This window comes from Nocardia xishanensis NBRC 101358 (genome assembly GCF_001613365.1).
Lineage (GTDB): Bacteria > Actinomycetota > Actinomycetes > Mycobacteriales > Mycobacteriaceae > Nocardia > Nocardia xishanensis.
Genome location: NZ_BDCF01000005.1, coordinates 150,549 through 164,739, shown reverse-complemented (window position 1 = coordinate 164,739; position 14,191 = coordinate 150,549). Strand labels below are relative to the sequence as shown.

General features: G+C 66.5%; 13 protein-coding genes. 7 read left to right on the top strand and 6 right to left on the bottom strand.

Going from position 1 to position 14,191, the window contains the following annotated elements:
- Positions 1 to 9: 9 nt before the first annotated feature.
- The 3 genes from NX1_RS06105 to NX1_RS06100 all read right to left on the bottom strand — a co-directional run bounded on the left by NX1_RS06105 (position 10) and on the right by NX1_RS06100 (position 2,880).
- On the bottom strand, positions 10 to 1,125 hold the full coding sequence (locus tag NX1_RS06105) for a hypothetical protein (RefSeq protein WP_068055078.1): 1,116 nt from the start codon (positions 1,123 to 1,125) through the stop codon (positions 10 to 12).
- A 334-nt stretch (positions 1,126 to 1,459) separates the two neighbouring features.
- Complete coding sequence (locus NX1_RS38340; protein ID WP_281216021.1) at positions 1,460 to 1,594, bottom strand: hypothetical protein; 135 nt, start codon at positions 1,592 to 1,594, stop codon at positions 1,460 to 1,462.
- Between the two features lie 446 nt (positions 1,595 to 2,040).
- Positions 2,041 to 2,880, bottom strand: coding sequence for a DUF2690 domain-containing protein (locus NX1_RS06100; RefSeq protein ID WP_068055075.1), 840 nt, complete (start codon positions 2,878 to 2,880; stop codon positions 2,041 to 2,043).
- A 143-nt stretch (positions 2,881 to 3,023) separates the two neighbouring features.
- On the opposite strand from NX1_RS06100, the gene NX1_RS06095 reads away from it, so the two are divergent.
- Positions 3,024 to 3,461 carry a DUF2690 domain-containing protein gene (locus tag NX1_RS06095; protein ID WP_068055071.1) on the top strand — a complete coding sequence of 146 codons (438 nt, stop codon included), beginning with the start codon at positions 3,024 to 3,026 and terminating at the stop codon, positions 3,459 to 3,461.
- A gap of 427 nt (positions 3,462 to 3,888) precedes the next feature.
- Here the strand turns inward: NX1_RS06095 and NX1_RS06090 are convergent, their stop codons facing one another.
- The gene (locus NX1_RS06090; RefSeq protein WP_068055060.1) at positions 3,889 to 4,368 is read right to left on the bottom strand and encodes a DUF6301 family protein; all 480 of its coding nucleotides are present in this window, start codon (positions 4,366 to 4,368) and stop codon (positions 3,889 to 3,891) included.
- A 582-nt stretch (positions 4,369 to 4,950) separates the two neighbouring features.
- On the opposite strand from NX1_RS06090, the gene NX1_RS06080 reads away from it, so the two are divergent.
- The 5 genes from NX1_RS06080 to NX1_RS06060 all read left to right on the top strand — a co-directional run bounded on the left by NX1_RS06080 (position 4,951) and on the right by NX1_RS06060 (position 10,137).
- Positions 4,951 to 6,525: an LVIVD repeat-containing protein gene (locus NX1_RS06080; protein ID WP_068055277.1), complete on the top strand. Its 1,575-nt coding sequence runs from the start codon at positions 4,951 to 4,953 to the stop codon at positions 6,523 to 6,525.
- Positions 6,522 to 7,163 (top strand): DUF305 domain-containing protein, encoded by a 642-nt coding sequence (locus tag NX1_RS06075; protein WP_068055054.1) that lies wholly within the window; start codon positions 6,522 to 6,524, stop codon positions 7,161 to 7,163. The genes NX1_RS06080 and NX1_RS06075 overlap by 4 nt, the downstream gene beginning before the upstream one ends.
- A 91-nt stretch (positions 7,164 to 7,254) precedes the next feature.
- Positions 7,255 to 7,980 carry a PaaI family thioesterase gene (locus NX1_RS06070; protein WP_068055051.1) on the top strand — a complete coding sequence of 242 codons (726 nt, stop codon included), beginning with the start codon at positions 7,255 to 7,257 and terminating at the stop codon, positions 7,978 to 7,980.
- 454 nt (positions 7,981 to 8,434) lie between these two features.
- Positions 8,435 to 9,100: a HEAT repeat domain-containing protein gene (locus tag NX1_RS06065; RefSeq protein ID WP_174555456.1), complete on the top strand. Its 666-nt coding sequence runs from the start codon at positions 8,435 to 8,437 to the stop codon at positions 9,098 to 9,100.
- Between the two features lie 14 nt (positions 9,101 to 9,114).
- Positions 9,115 to 10,137 (top strand): MerR family transcriptional regulator, encoded by a 1,023-nt coding sequence (locus tag NX1_RS06060; RefSeq protein WP_068055033.1) that lies wholly within the window; start codon positions 9,115 to 9,117, stop codon positions 10,135 to 10,137.
- 132 nt (positions 10,138 to 10,269) lie between these two features.
- Here NX1_RS06060 and NX1_RS06055 read toward each other — a convergent pair whose 3' ends face one another.
- Positions 10,270 to 11,658, bottom strand: coding sequence for an MFS transporter (locus tag NX1_RS06055; protein ID WP_068055031.1), 1,389 nt, complete (start codon positions 11,656 to 11,658; stop codon positions 10,270 to 10,272).
- A 354-nt stretch (positions 11,659 to 12,012) separates the two neighbouring features.
- Here NX1_RS06055 and NX1_RS06050 point away from each other — a divergent pair, with 354 nt between their 5' ends.
- Positions 12,013 to 13,503: a class I adenylate-forming enzyme family protein gene (locus NX1_RS06050; RefSeq protein WP_068055274.1), complete on the top strand. Its 1,491-nt coding sequence runs from the start codon at positions 12,013 to 12,015 to the stop codon at positions 13,501 to 13,503.
- A gap of 13 nt (positions 13,504 to 13,516) precedes the next feature.
- Here the strand turns inward: NX1_RS06050 and NX1_RS06045 are convergent, their stop codons facing one another.
- Complete coding sequence (locus tag NX1_RS06045; protein ID WP_084501071.1) at positions 13,517 to 14,167, bottom strand: TetR/AcrR family transcriptional regulator; 651 nt, start codon at positions 14,165 to 14,167, stop codon at positions 13,517 to 13,519.
- Between the last annotated feature and the right edge of the window lie 24 nt (positions 14,168 to 14,191).

Sequence of the window (14,191 nt, the reverse complement as noted above, 5' to 3'; positions counted from 1 at the left end):
GGCGACCGATCAATCGCGTGACGGGTCGGGTTGCCATGGGACATATGGTCGTCCGTCAGCTTTTGCTGCTTGCTCGGCTGAATGTAGTTGGTACGGAGTGATGCCGCCGCCCTCCCATGGGCCGACCGATCCGGCGGCGACCGCGGCAGACGATTTGGGCGTCAGGTCGATCTCGTTGCGCACCACCGTGATCGGGCGGTCCGCGAGACCGAACCAGTCCAGGTCGAGGAAATCGTGACTGCCCCGGGTGAGGGCGCCGCGGCGCATGGCGTCGGCGAGCCGGGTGGCCATGCCCTCGGTCCGCAGGTGGCCCTCGTTCGCCTCGAACAGGCCAGCGCCGGCGTGGAGATAGCCGGTTTCGAAGAGGGAGACCACCATGGCGAGCAAGCTGAAAGCGCGCGGGTCGTCGTTGGCGCGTGCCATGAAAGCGAAGACCTCGATCTCGTTTTCCAACGTGGTGCCGTATCCGGCGAGCACGTGCACCCAATCGTGCTGGGCCAGCAGTGGCGGCGCCGAACCAGGCAGCCCCGGGGTGACGAAGCCGCGATCGCGGTAGAAGTCCGCGACGCCGCGGCCCAGGGTGCCCACCGGCAGGTCGCGCAGCGACGCCCAGCGTGCGGCCAGCGCCGGGTCGTCGCTGATCTGACCCCAGGAACTGTCCAGACTCTCGGTGTGCAGCGCGGTGAGCCTGCGCGGGTCGAGACCGCCGAGGTATCCGTTGCGTGCGAAATCGACCGCGGCGAGATCGATGGCGCCTTCGGCGTACTTCTGCGCCACCGCGATCATGTCGTCGTCGACGTCCAAAGCGTCGGCGAACTCCCGCAGCCGGGTCGCGACCACCGGCGGCAGCGGCCGCACCACCAGCGCGGCCAGCAGCATGGTCTGCACGATCCGTTCACGGAAGATCCGGTTACGCCGAGCCAATCCGACCGCGAATTCCGGCGCGGTGATCGACTCCAATGTTGCCAACTCGACCGCGTGGCCGGTCATGGACAGGAACAGCGCGGGAATCAGCAACTGCTGCAACGGCGTCAGACCATCGTCCCCCTGCGCGGCCGTGACCACACCCCGCGCGAGTAGCCGCACCTCCTCGACGTCTGGCGGAGTCAGCAGTACATCGTCCATCCGGTTCACCCTCCGACCTCTCGAACATCGATCTTCACGGCTCATTATCGATGCGAATCCGCCTCAGCGCGTAGCCGTTTCGCCGTCGGCGTAGCGCTTCGTCCCCTTCACGCGCGCGCGGGCCAGTCGATCGCTTCCTTGTTCCCGCCACGGTGGCCGGGGCGTTGAATGTCGACATCACTGTCGGCGAATTCCGCTGTCACCGAGTCGCTTCAGGCTCGCCTCGGGTCGATGGGAAGTGACGTCACCTGCGCGGTGTGTCGCAGACTTCCGGTCCGGCCGTAGGGGGATGCGCTGATGTTGCCGATCAGAATGGGTCTGGCGACCGCGTCGTTCAAGCTTTGAACGAGTGCAGGCTGGACAGGCACAGTGTCTGCTCGGCGTCGAACCATTCGAAGGTGCTGACCGGCCGGAATCCTAGGCGGGCCGCGAGTCCGAGCGAGCGTTTGTTGGCCGGCAACTGGTTCACGTGGACCCTCCCTTTCGAATGTTGATCCATCAGACCATGTCACCGCTTAGAGGCGACTTCGACGATGCCGACCGGAGGAAGGCGTGGCCCAGCCAGTAGTCGTCAACTACTGACGCGGCCACGAGGAGCACGAGAAACCTTCCACCACAAGCAGGACGACGTCGTCAGGATTCACCGACACGAACATCGTCCAGCACAGGCGACGTCGAGATCCACCGACGAATACCGTCACAGATCACCTGTCCAACCAGCCACGGGAATACTGACGGGTTCTCGGTATGGCTGACCTCCATCGCCCTCCTGGGCTGACACTCATCCCATCGCAGTTGACTTCGCCGAGCGCCAGTCGCATACGCCGGGTCGATAACGGCGTCGGTAAGCGGGCTGCTTGTGCGGCTGTGCAAGCAAATTTCGTTTCGCGCCTGCGCCCAGCCGAACCGGGGTGGTCAGGTGCAGATTTCCTGGGAGACATGTTCGACCTGGGCACCAGTGGCCACCGCCCCGGTGGCGCACAGCCGGTCGGTCGGGTCGACGCGCACGATGAGGGTGGTGTAAGCAGAGTCGACGTCGGGTTCCACAGCGTCCTGGCGTGTCGGTCCGTGCGGATCGGAGCGGCGGTAGATCGAGACCTCCAACCGGTTGCCCAGGCCTGCGTTGTCATAGCGCGTGATGCGGGCCCATGCCGCGTCGCATGTGTGGGAGAACAAGATCTCGAGGAGCATTTGGGGTTTGGCGTTGTTTCCGGCCGCTACCTTGGCGTCGAAGCGGCAGTGAGTTTTACCCGGGTCCGCGCCAGTCTGCACGAGTGGCAGGCTGTCGGTAGGTCGCACGGTTTGCTCCGCTACAGGATCCTGTCCACAGGACCGTACGCCAACAGCGGTGGCGAGATTGGTTGCGACCAGCACCACAACCGCGGTAGCCATCTGCCACAGTCTGTTCGAACTGACAGCACGCCGCGGCGGCGCGGGCGGGTGGTCGGCGAGATTCTCGGACTTCTCCGGCGGGGCGAGGCGGTTACGGCGTGCCACCCAACGGGCTGCTGCGGCTTCATCGTCGGTCAGGGCCAACACGAAAGCGCGGACGGTGCGCTCGGTAGCCAAGGAATTCGGCTTGATCGCGTTGTTGAGCGTGCTCCGCCCCACCTCGATCCTCCGCCTCCGAAGGTGGCGCTCCATCATCTCGTAGGACACCTTGGGGTGCTGCTGCTTGAGCGCCTTCAAATCAGCAGCGAATGCCGCGACCGAATCGCTCGTCCGATCGGCTTCCGATGCTTCGTGCTCGCTCACGATTCCACCCCCAAGTGTTTCGGTTGCCCTCTCGAACCCGCCGCTCCCTCATCCAACCTGCCCAACCACCATTTTGGATGGATGCGGACTGCACTGCACTGGTGATCGTCCAACCGACCCACCGATCGAAAGCAATGAGAGACATGACAATCCATTCCGTGATGAAGTTCGGCCGCGGCCTGGCGCTGCTGTCGACGGCCGCAGTTCTCGCGCTCGGCGGACTCGTGGCCAACGCACCGACCTCCAACGCGGTCACCTGCTACGGCGACTACTGCTCCGGGCAAGACCCCCTTGCCTCCGGCTGTGCCGCCGGTGCCTACACCGTCGCCGTCGGCAACGTCTATGGAACTGGGGGCACCCAGTACGTCGAGATCCGATGGTCCCCGACCTGCCAGACCAACTGGGCACGCTCCAACATTGTCAGCTCCCAGATCAAAGCAGTCCAGGAAGGCGGCTACACCCAGGGCTATAGCACCAACAACGGCTCACAGGCCTGGTCGAAGATGATCTATTCACCGGTCAAGTGCGTAAAGGGAGTCATCTGGGGCTCCTGGGGCACCACCGAGACGTGGTGCGTCTGAGATCTTGCCTGCGGGCGGTCAGAGCGACAGCACATTGTCTCTGACCGCCCGCGCGGTAGCTGTCCGCCGTTTCCACTCCCGCCTGGGCGACCATCGGTGGCGCCGTCGCACCAAGACAATCGCTTCGGATAGCTGTACCCAGAATCGCCGGTGTGCCTTGATCGACCGCCTCGGTGATCGAGATCTGCACGCGGCAGCGCCCCCGCACTCAACCGGCGCGTCCTGTCGTCTGAACGCGAAAACCTCCGCGCAGTCGAGCGTCGGCAAGGCGATCGACGAGCGCGAACCAGCCCGGCATTCCCTCTGCGCAGGACAGCCGAGCGGGTCACACCGCTCGAGTGACGCGCTCAGCCGACATCGGGGGCGTAGACGCGAGGCGAACATGGTTGTCGCAGACGGTCTTCTCGACCTACCGACGTCCTGGCGGTCAGTCGTCGTCCTCGGGGTCAGGCTCATCCAGTTCGGCCTGATACTGGCGGCCGACCAGGTCGAGGCGAACCGAGCCGATGCCCCTCCTCAATCGGATGACGATCTCGGAGAGGTCCCACCGGAGCACCTTGTCGACGTCGTGACGTGTTGGTGCACCCAACGTTTCGGTCAACGCTCGGCCCAGATCGGCGAAGCAAGCTTCCAACTCAGGCTCGTCTTCGAGGGGTATGGAGTCGGGAGCGGCGGCGTCGGTGACATAGATCGACAGGTAATCCATCCGCCGCTTCCGCAAGTTGATGGTGGCAAGGGGCCGGTTCACGGCGAGATCGGTGGGGATCACGGGACTCCTGCCTTCCTTTTCAACGATTTCCCATCCACTCGCGGCGCAGAACGGTTCGACGTCGTCGACCTTCCCGGACCAGTCGAACTCCGCGGCGAGACGGGCGACCCGAATCGCGCCCTCGATATCGGCATGCATGCGCGGAGGCTACTTTCCGCTCCGGTCGGACGAGGCGCGAGATCGGGGATCCGGAGAGGTTGGGGCGTTACTACGACCGACTCGTCGATCTCCCTGTTGTTCGCCCGCACCGAGAAGCTTCCTATGACACATGGGTGAGGAGCGTCGTCACCCGCGAGCTTGTCTCAGCGCACAAGAAGGCGGCGTTCTGCTTCCCTCGGACGACTAAGCGGATAGCCCCCTGGACGCCAGTGCTGTCCCAGCAGACAAGACCAACGGTAACGATCAACGCCTTCTGCCGCAGCCAGAGCGAGACTCGCACACTCTCTGCGTCCAGCCACATTTCTCAGCTCGGGCACCGAAGGGACCAGCAGCAACCCCCTCCGCGTCCGATTCGGACAGCCGTCTGCGCAGGACGAACCCCGCTGGAATCGGCCCACACAGCGATCCGCGAGGAAACACAAGCAACAAACCGAACATTTGGGATTTCTCCAGAACCGGTTCCGCAAGTTACTCCCCGTTACTACCATTCAGTCAGGTCGCGTCACTGTCCCAGTCAGAGGCGCGTCATGACCGCGAACAAGGAAGTGGGGGGTCGCAATGATGCACTCTCTGTCACGATTGCGCCGCAGCAGAGCGGTCGCGCTGCTCACCGCGGCGGTGATCAGCGCGATGATGGTGCCTGGCAGCGCCTCGGCCGATCTGCAATCCGACATCGCCACCGCCGTCCAGGAATTCCTGGATGTCGGACGAAAATCGGTGCCTCGCGCGGACTGCGGACCGGACTCGATGCCGGAACCCGGTCTCCAGGGCGACGTGCCCGCCGCCGATCGCGACAGCGGACGCAGCACGCAGGGCTACCGGTGCAATATGTCGATGGTCGGCCAATTCGCCGGGCGCGGAGCGAGTATCACTTCCACCAGCTTCGAACACTGCGCCTACATGGGCTCGTTCTTCCCGGGTGACCTGATCAGCGAAGGCCGAGGCGTCCAGGTGCTCGACGTCTCCGATCCGGCCGATCCGCGCCCCACGGTCACCCTCACCGAACCCGCCATGCTCGCGGGCACCTGGGAGAGCCTGAAGGTCAATGCCGAGCGCAAGCTGCTGGTCGGCACCGGCGTCCCGGTCGGCACCGGCGTGGGTTACCTGTCCGTCTACGACATCTCCGATTGTGCGCACCCGCGTCTGCTCAACCCGGGCCCCGGCACCAATCTGCTTATGCCCCTCCCGATCACGACACACGAAGGTGGCTTCTCCCCCGACGGCCGCACCTACTGGGCCTCCGGCATCGCCCCCGGTTTCGTCAGCGCGGTCGACCTCACCGACCCGTCGAACCCGCGCGTCGTCTGGCAGGGCCTCACCGGCATCGAGGCGCACGGCTTCGGCATCAGCCCCGATGGCAATCGCATGTATCTGTCCGCGCTCGGCGGTTTCACCGTGCTCGACATCAGCGCGGTGCAGCGCCGCGATCCGAACCCCCAGGTGCACCACCTCGGCCGCACCTTCTGGACCGACGGCTGGGCGACCCAGCACAGCATTCCCGTCAGCTACGACGGCAAGCCGTACCTGTTCACCGTCGACGAGGGCGGTTCCGGCGGCGTGAAACTGATCGACGTCTCGAACGACAGCGCCCCGAAGGTGGCCAACAAGCTGAAGCTGGAAATCAACCTGCCCCAGCACATCGACGCCAATATCGGCTCCTCGATGGGCGGTTCGGCCTTCGCCTACGAATCGCACTACTGCGCCGCCGACCGGCAGGACGATCCCACGGCGCTCGCCTGCGGCTGGACCTCCTCCGGCATACGGGTCTTCGACGTACGCGATCCGTTCGCGGTGCGCGAGATCGCCTACTTCAACCCGCCCGCGCGCACCGGACGCAATCTCGAACTCTGGAACTCCCCGCACGCGCTTGCCTCGATCATCGGCGTACCGCTGATGAGCGCACCGCCCGCGGCGCGCGCGGTGCTGGAGGGACAGTTCAACCCGGCCGACGCGCTCACCCCGCGCACCGGACGGCTCGCCTTCGGCGACGTCTCCACCGACTGGTGCTTCTCCCCGCCCGAATGGCGCGGCAACGAGCTCTATGTCGCGTGTTCGGACAACGGGTTCATGGTGTTGCGGCTGGACGACGCGGTGTACTCCCCTCCCGCGGACCAGCGTTCGATCGTCGGATCGTGAAAACGTCGCGTGGCGCGCGGTTCGCCGCGTTCGCCTCGGTCGCTCTGCTCCTGCTGGCGCTCGGGGCGGCGCTGCGGCCGCTGGTGCTGCCCCAGAAACACACGACCGCACCGGTTCTCGACACGGTCGAGGTCGGCTTCGCCCAGGATATGACGGCCCATCACCAGCAGGCGCTGCTGATGACCCAGCGCCTCGATCCGCAAGCGGCGCCGACCGTCCGGCGGGTCGCCGAGCAGCTGGCCGACACCCAGCGGATCGAGATCGGCATGATGCTGGGCTGGTTACGCTTGGCCGACGCGTCGCCCCTGTCGACGCGCGCGATGGCGTGGATGACCGATTCCGCTGCGGCGCATCGGCATTCGGCGCACGAGCCGGACACTCCGATGCCGGGCATGGCGAGCACGGCCGAGCTCGACGCGCTGGCCGCGGCGCATGGCCGCGACGCCGAGATCCTTTTCCTGCAACTCATGATTCGCCACCATCAGGGCGGGATCGCGATGGCGACGGCCGCCGACCGGCAGCTCGCCGGCGGACCGGTCGAGGAGGCGGCGCGATCGATGGTGCAGTCGCAGGGCCAAGAGGTCGGGGTGATGAGCCTGCTGCTGACCCAGCTCGGGGGTGAGCTGCTGCCGCAGTGATCGCCCCGGCCGCTGTCGGCGCGGTCCGGACCCGCCGGTATCGTCGGTGCCGATGGGATGGCTGCGGCCGGGAGAGGGTTTGGTGCGGTAGATGATTCAGGTCGAGGAGATCACCTTTCCCGAGCACGTCCACGGCTATCCGAGCGTTGCCTTCGGCGGCTTCGTCGCCGGCGTGCTCGCGACCCGCTGCCCCGCACTGACGGCGCGGGTCGATTTCCGCGCCAAGGTGCCGGTCGGCACACCGCTCGCGCTGGCGGGCGCCGCCGTGAACGGCACCGCCCTCACCGACGCGCAGGGGCAGATCCTCGCCGAAATCGGCGCGGCGACGCTGTCTCTCGATGTTCCGCCCGCGCCGAGCTGGGCCGAGACCGAGGCGCTCACGGCGGGCGTCCTTTCGTCGGGCGAACGTCCCATCACCAGTTGCTATGGCTGCGGCGCGGCGTGCGAGCCTGGCCGGGGCCTGCGCTTGTTCCCGTGGGCGCTGCCCGGCCGTGACCTCGTCGCCGCCGCGTGGATCCCAGACCCGGCGCTGGGCGCGGCGGACGGCATCGTCACCACCGAGAACGTGTGGGCCGCGCTCGACTGCCCCGGTGGCCACGCGGGATTCCTGCTGTCCGGCATGCGCCGCGGCGCGGTCACCGCCGCACTCACCGCGACGTTGCTGCGGTCGGTCCGAGCGGGCGAACCGCACATCGCGCACGCCTGGCCGATCGGGCAGGACGGTCGCAAATACACCGTGGGCGTGGCCCTGTCGACCGCCGACGGCGAACTGTGCGCGGTCTCCGAAGCGCTCTGGGTCGAGCCGCGCGAAGCGTAGACCGCACCCGTGCAAAGGAAAACCCCCGGCCGCGGAGGCCAGGGGCTATCGAACTCGATCAGCGCCGAATCACAGCGGGGGAAAACCCGCCGAGCCGGTGGCCAGCCAGTTCCAGAAGGCCGCGGCGCGGTTGGTGATCAGGGCGACAATGTCGAGAACGGTGCTTCCCATACTTTCCTTACCTCTCAGTAATTGCTCGCCGACCTGGTTCCGTCGATCCAGGTCAGAAGCAGTTTCCCGCTCCACGCTGAGCGGCGAGCACTGCCAGTGTGCCAACAGCGTGCCAGCGCACCGGGAGCCGCCCCTCTCTGGGAGTGCACCGGCGCTCGACGCGGCAGGTGCCGATTCACCACCGACGCCGTAGGTTTCGCTCCCCCATTCCGTCGTGGCACGGCCGTGACTCCACGACTTGACCTTGACACAGTGACAAGGACTCGAATGGTCGGCGAAGGAGGTGGTTGTCGTGAACACAACCAACCGCGGCGAGCCGGAAGCTCGCCTCGTCGACGCTCTTGCCGGTGCCGATTCGTCGACTCGGCTACGGGCGGCACTCTCGGCGGGTACACTGGGCGATCCGCGTCTCGCCGAGACCCTCGTCGCCCGGTGCGCCGTCGAACCGGATTTCTTCGTCCGGGACATGCTGACCTGGGCGCTGTGCCGGTTGTCTGCCGAGATCACGGTGCCGCGGCTGCTCGACGAGCTCGGGTCCGACACGACGCAGGCCCGCAGTCAGGCGCTGCACACGCTGTCCAAGATCGGCGACCGGACCGCCTGGCCCGCGGTATCGGCACTGCTGCACGACGAGCACGACGAGGTCGCGCTCAGCGCGTGGCGGGCCGCCGTGGTGCTCGTTCCGCTCGGCGAGGAGGGTGCGCTCGCCGCCGATATGGCGACGGCGCTCGGACGGGGTGACTACCATATGCAGCTCAGCCTGAGCCGTGCGCTGGCGGCACTCGGCGAGGCCGCCGCACCGGTTCTGGTTGCCGCCATGGCAAGTCCTGATCCACGCGTTCGCGCTCACGCCGAGGCCACCGAGCGTCTGCGTCGCGATCCCGACAGCGGGTTCACCCTCTCGCTCGAGATGGCCAAGCGCGTCGCCGTGACCGGGCTCGACGCATAAAAGGAAGATGACGGATGTTGATCGGCGAGGTCTCGCAGCGCTCCGGTGTCAGCACTCGCATGCTGCGCCACTACGACGCGCTGGGGCTGGTGAAACCGACCGGACGCACATCCGGCGGCTACCGCGAGTATTCCGCCGACGACATCCGTCGCCTCTTCCATGTCGAGTGCCTCAGGACCCTGGGGTTGTCGCTGAACGAAGCCAAGCGGGCGCTGGACGAGCCCGCCTTCGCGCCCGCCGAACTGGTGGGAGAGCTCATCCGGCATACACGAGCACGGATCGCCGCCGAGGAGGAACTGCTGAGGAAGCTCGAGCGCGTCGACGCGGCCGCGCCCGCGCGGTGGGGTGATGTCATGAGCATCGTCACGTTGATGCGCGCGCTCGAATCGGAGTCAGGGGCCCACCGTCAACAAGCGGTACTGGCACAGAACGAGGGCGCGGCGCTGCCCGTCGAAGCGCTGGTCGAGGCTGCGCTGTCGGAGGACGACCCGAATGTCGCCGGCGCGCTGCGGTGGTCGTTGGCGCGGGCAGCGGGTGAGGGGTTGACGGATCTGGCCGTCGGTTTGGATTCGCGGGTGGTCGAGGTCCGGCGCCGTGCGGCTGTCGCGATAGCGGCCGTGCCGACGGAAGAAGCGACGGCGCTGCTGAGAAGGGCGCTCGACGACGGCGACGTGATAGTGCGAGATCGCGCTGCCCTGGCGCTCGGCTCTCGGCGTGTCGCAGAGGTGGTGCCTGCCCTCCTCGAAATGGTCGTCGACGGGCGGTCCGATGTCGAGGCTGCCGAGGTGCTGGGGTTGCTGGCGGAGGTAGCGCCCTCTACCGACGACATCGTCCGGGCCATGCAGGACGCACTGGAGAACACCGATGACGTCCCGACGCGTTTGCGGATCACGCAGGCGCTCGCCGAGATTCCCGGCGCTGCGGCGCTGGAGGCCCTCGCCGAGCTGGCCGACGACGGAGACCGGACGATCGCGGCCACCGCGTCCGCGATCGCGCACACGCGAAACCCTAGGAAACGACACGGTTTCCACAACTGATCGAACGCAGGCTCGATCCCGATGCCGGTTCTGGCCGCTGAAATGCCGCGCCCACGGGCGATCCAGGTGAAGCGCTGCTCAGGGAAGACGCACAGCGGCACCGGTCCGGAGACCGGTGCCGCCGAATCCGGTTCAGCTGTACAGATGTTCGCCGGGCACAGCGGTTGCGTCCGCGCGTACCTCGGCGGGATTGGTTTCCCGCAGCACCCAGGCACTGAAGACGGTGACCAGCCCCATCAGCGCGAGATACGCCGAAACGAGCACGGTGGTACCGGTATTCGCGATCAACGCGGTCATGATGAACGGGGTGCCGCCGCTGACGGTGATCGCGGCCAGCTGATACGCCAGTGACGCACCCGAGTAGCGCAACCGGGGCTCGAACAACTCGCCCATGAAAGCGGCCAGCGGACCGTACGTCATCGACTGGAAGATCGTGCCCACCGTGATGGCGACAGCGAACAGCGGAAGTTTCGCGGTATCGACCAGCCAGAAGTACGGGAAGGCCCAGACCACCAGACCGATGCCGCCGAAGAGAATCATTGGCCGACGTCCGACCCGGTCCGATCTGGCGCCCGACCACAGGATCACCGCGCAACCGATCAGTGAGGCCACCAGCGATACGGACAGTATGTCGTTGCGCTTCATGCCGAGCTCGTGGGTTCCGTAGCTGAGCACGCCCGCGATACTGATGTAGAAGGAGGTGTTGGTGGCGGCGAGCAGACCGCAGCCGAGCAGGATCTTGCGCCAGTGCATCCGAATCGCCTCCGACAGCGGTGCGGCGACGACCTGCTCGGCGCGCTTGCTCGCTACTTCCTCTTGCAGCGCATGGAACTCGGGCGTGTCCTCGACCTTGGTCTGGATGTAGAGCACGACAGGGAACAGCAGTGCGCTACAGAAGAACGGCACCCGCCAACCCCAGCTCAGAAACGCCTCGTTCGAAAGGGTCGAGGTCGCGACGAGGAACACCAGGTTTCCGAGGATCACGCCGAGCGGGACACCCATCTGCCCGAAAGTACCTGCGAATCCACGCTTTTTGGGACTCGCGGATTCGGTGAGCAGCAGCACGATCCCACCCCACTGCCCGCCACACGCCATACCCTGCACGAAGCGCATCGCGACCAGCAGTATCGGTGCGGCGACGCCGATGGACTTCGCACCGGGCAGGCAGCCGATGAGGAAGGTCGCGAGACCCATCGCGAGCAGGCAGACGACCACGGCGGGCTTGCGGCCGTACTTGTCGCCGAAGTGCCCGGCCAGCACCCCGCCGAGCGGGCGGGCCACGAATCCCGCCCAGAACGTGCTGAACGAGAGCAACGTACCCATCAGCGCCGAGCTGTCCGGGAAGAACACCTTCGGAAAGACCAGTGCGGCGGCTGTCCCGTACAGGAAGAAGTCGTACCACTCGATCGAGCTGCCGACGAGGCCTGCGCCGAGCAGTCTGCGATGCCCGCGACTCCGTTCCTGCCCTGGTGTCGGTGCTTCTTCGGTGGCGGGGCCTACCGGTTCCAGTGGTGCGGTCATGCGCATACTCCTCGAGCTGGATAGATCACCCACAGACGCGCCAAAAAACAAACTTGACGTCAGATTCATGTGAGTGCGCCCAGTGTGGAGGAGCGCCGGAGTAATGTCAATCACACTTTTCGAGTAGCACTACCGCAGCCCGCGTCGAACCTGCCCTCATCGCACGCCACTGAACAGAGTGCGCCGGTTCCGCTGGCCCCGAACGACGGTCGGTCACAATCCATTCCCATTTCGCCGGTAGAACGCCAGCTCATCGATATCGCGAGGACCAGTTCCGCCGAAAAGATAATCTTGACGTCAGATTCATATACGCTGGCCGCGGTCCCCGCCCAGTTCGTCTCGAAGGATCCGCCGATGGTCAATGTCGTCGACCCCGTCCGCCGTCACGCCGAAGCCACTCCCGACGCCGTCGCACTGCGATCAGAGCGAGGCGAGTGGAGCTACCGGCAGCTGTACTCGCTGAGCACGCGGTACGCGGGCGCGCTCACGGCCGCGGGCCTGCGCGCGGGCGATCGAGCCCTGCTCGCCGCGCCGTCGGTGCCGGAGTTCGTCGCGGCGTACATGGGGATCCAGGCAGCGGGATGCGTTGTGGTGCCGGTGAATACGATGTCGACCCGCGCCGAAGTCGAATACGTCCTCACCGATGCCGGCTGCTCGCTGGCCATCGGCTGGCACGGTCTCGGCCCGGCCGTCGCGGAAGCCGCGGCGAACATCGGCATACCGTTCTGGTCGCTGACCGACGGTGCGCGCGTGGCCGCGCCCGCCGGCCCGTGCGTCGACCGCGACGCGGAGGAGACCGCGGCCATCCTCTACACCTCGGGGACCACAGGCCGTCCCAAAGGCGCACAGCTCACAGTCGGAAACTTGCTGGCAGGCGGCGAGATCGGCGCGGCTCTCAGTCGCGGGACAGCGGACGATCGCACCGGGACCGGGTTGCCCCTGTTCCACGTGTTCGGGCAGTCCGCGGTGATGATGCCCTGCTTCACCGGTGGTGGATCGCTGTCGTTGCTCGGCCGATTCGATCCGGTCGCGATGCTCGAGATGCTGCGTCGCGATCGACTGACCATCATGGCCGGCGTGCCGACCATGTGGAATGCCATGCTGCACGCGGCCGCCGCCGCGGACCCGGACGATTTCCGGCAGTTGCGGGCCGCCATCTCCGGTGGCGCATCCTTGCCGGGAGAGATCGCGCGCAAGTTCGAGAAGCTGTTCGGCTGCACGATCCTCGAGGGGTACGGGCTCACCGAGACCACGGCGTTCGGCACCTTCAACGATCTCGACCGCGGCGCGAAGATCGGCTACACCGGTCGCGCCGTCCCTCGGCTGCGCGTCGAGGTCCGAGACCAGGATGGGAACGCGTGTCCGCCCGGCCACATCGGCGAGGTATTCATTCAGGGCGACACCGTCATGAAGGGCTACTGGGGCAGGCCGGAGGCCACCGCCGAGGCGCTCTCCCCCGACGGCTGGTTCCGCACAGGAGACCTGGGCGAATTCGACGACGACGGCGATCTGCGCATCGTCGACCGCGTCAAAGATCTGATCATCCGCGGCGGCTACAACGTGTATCCGGGCGAGGTGGAGGAGGTCCTCTACGAACATCCCGACGTGATCGAGGCCGCGGTGGTCGGCGTGCCCGATCCGCATTACGGCGAGGAGGTCGCCGCGGTCATCGTCACCGCGCCGGATTCGACGTTGGACGCCGGCGGTATCGACAGCTGGACCCGGGAACGCTTGTCCGCCTACAAGATTCCGCGGATCGTCAAGTTCACGGACGCCCTTCCGAAGGGCGCTACGGGCAAGATTCTCAAGCGATCCATCGACCGGGAATCGCTGCGCGGCGAATGACCGCGCGCCTCGTTCACACGCGCGGCGCGCCGTGGACCAGGCCGATGCCACGCACCCACAGCGTGGACAGGGTGGCCGCGGCCGTGTCGATGTCGATCTCGGCGTCGGTCTTGGCCCACTGGGCACAGAACTCGCGGACCATGCTGCACAGGGCCGTCGCCGCATAGGCGGCGTCGACATCGACTGCGGCGAAGCGGCTTTCCTGCAACCGGATGATCATCTGTGTGGCCCGGTCGATGAACAGTTCGATCTCGCCCTGGAGCAGTTCGTCGATCTCGGGGTTGAGCCCGGCGACCTCTCCCCACATGAGCATCAGGCGGGCATGATCGCGGAACGCGAGCACGTAGGCGCGCACCGCCGCTTCGATCGCCTCGACGGCGGTGCGTGGCTCGGTGCCGAGTCGTGAACGGACCTTCTGGCGCATGTCGGCGATGAGATTCAGCACCACCGCCTGAAAGATCGCTTCCTTGGAGTCGAAGTAGACGTAGAAGGTCCCGTGCGCGACGCCGGCCTCGGTGACGATATCGGCGACCCGGGTTTCCACGAACCCGAGCCGCACGAAGACCGACTCGGCGGCGTCGATCAGCCTCGTGCGAGTCCGCTCGCCGCGAGGCGTCAATGCCGGCGCCTGCTTGCCGGTCCGCATGTTCACTGATTGCGACACGAGACCATCGTCCCAAACAGGTGC

Bases quoted from the DNA above. Each gene is read 5' to 3' on its own strand.
- NX1_RS06070 (WP_068055051.1), top strand. From the start codon at position 7,255: ATGATTCAGGTCGAGGAGATCACCTTTCCCGAGCACGTCCACGGCTAT.
- NX1_RS06105 (WP_068055078.1), bottom strand. From the start codon at position 1,125: ATGGACGATGTACTGCTGACTCCGCCAGACGTCGAGGAGGTGCGGCTA.
- NX1_RS06050 (WP_068055274.1), top strand. From the start codon at position 12,013: ATGGTCAATGTCGTCGACCCCGTCCGCCGTCACGCCGAAGCCACTCCC.
- NX1_RS06055 (WP_068055031.1), bottom strand. From the start codon at position 11,658: ATGACCGCACCACTGGAACCGGTAGGCCCCGCCACCGAAGAAGCACCG.
- NX1_RS06095 (WP_068055071.1), top strand. From the start codon at position 3,024: ATGACAATCCATTCCGTGATGAAGTTCGGCCGCGGCCTGGCGCTGCTG.
- NX1_RS06060 (WP_068055033.1), top strand. From the start codon at position 9,115: ATGTTGATCGGCGAGGTCTCGCAGCGCTCCGGTGTCAGCACTCGCATG.
- NX1_RS06090 (WP_068055060.1), bottom strand. From the start codon at position 4,368: ATGCATGCCGATATCGAGGGCGCGATTCGGGTCGCCCGTCTCGCCGCG.
- NX1_RS06080 (WP_068055277.1), top strand. From the start codon at position 4,951: ATGCACTCTCTGTCACGATTGCGCCGCAGCAGAGCGGTCGCGCTGCTC.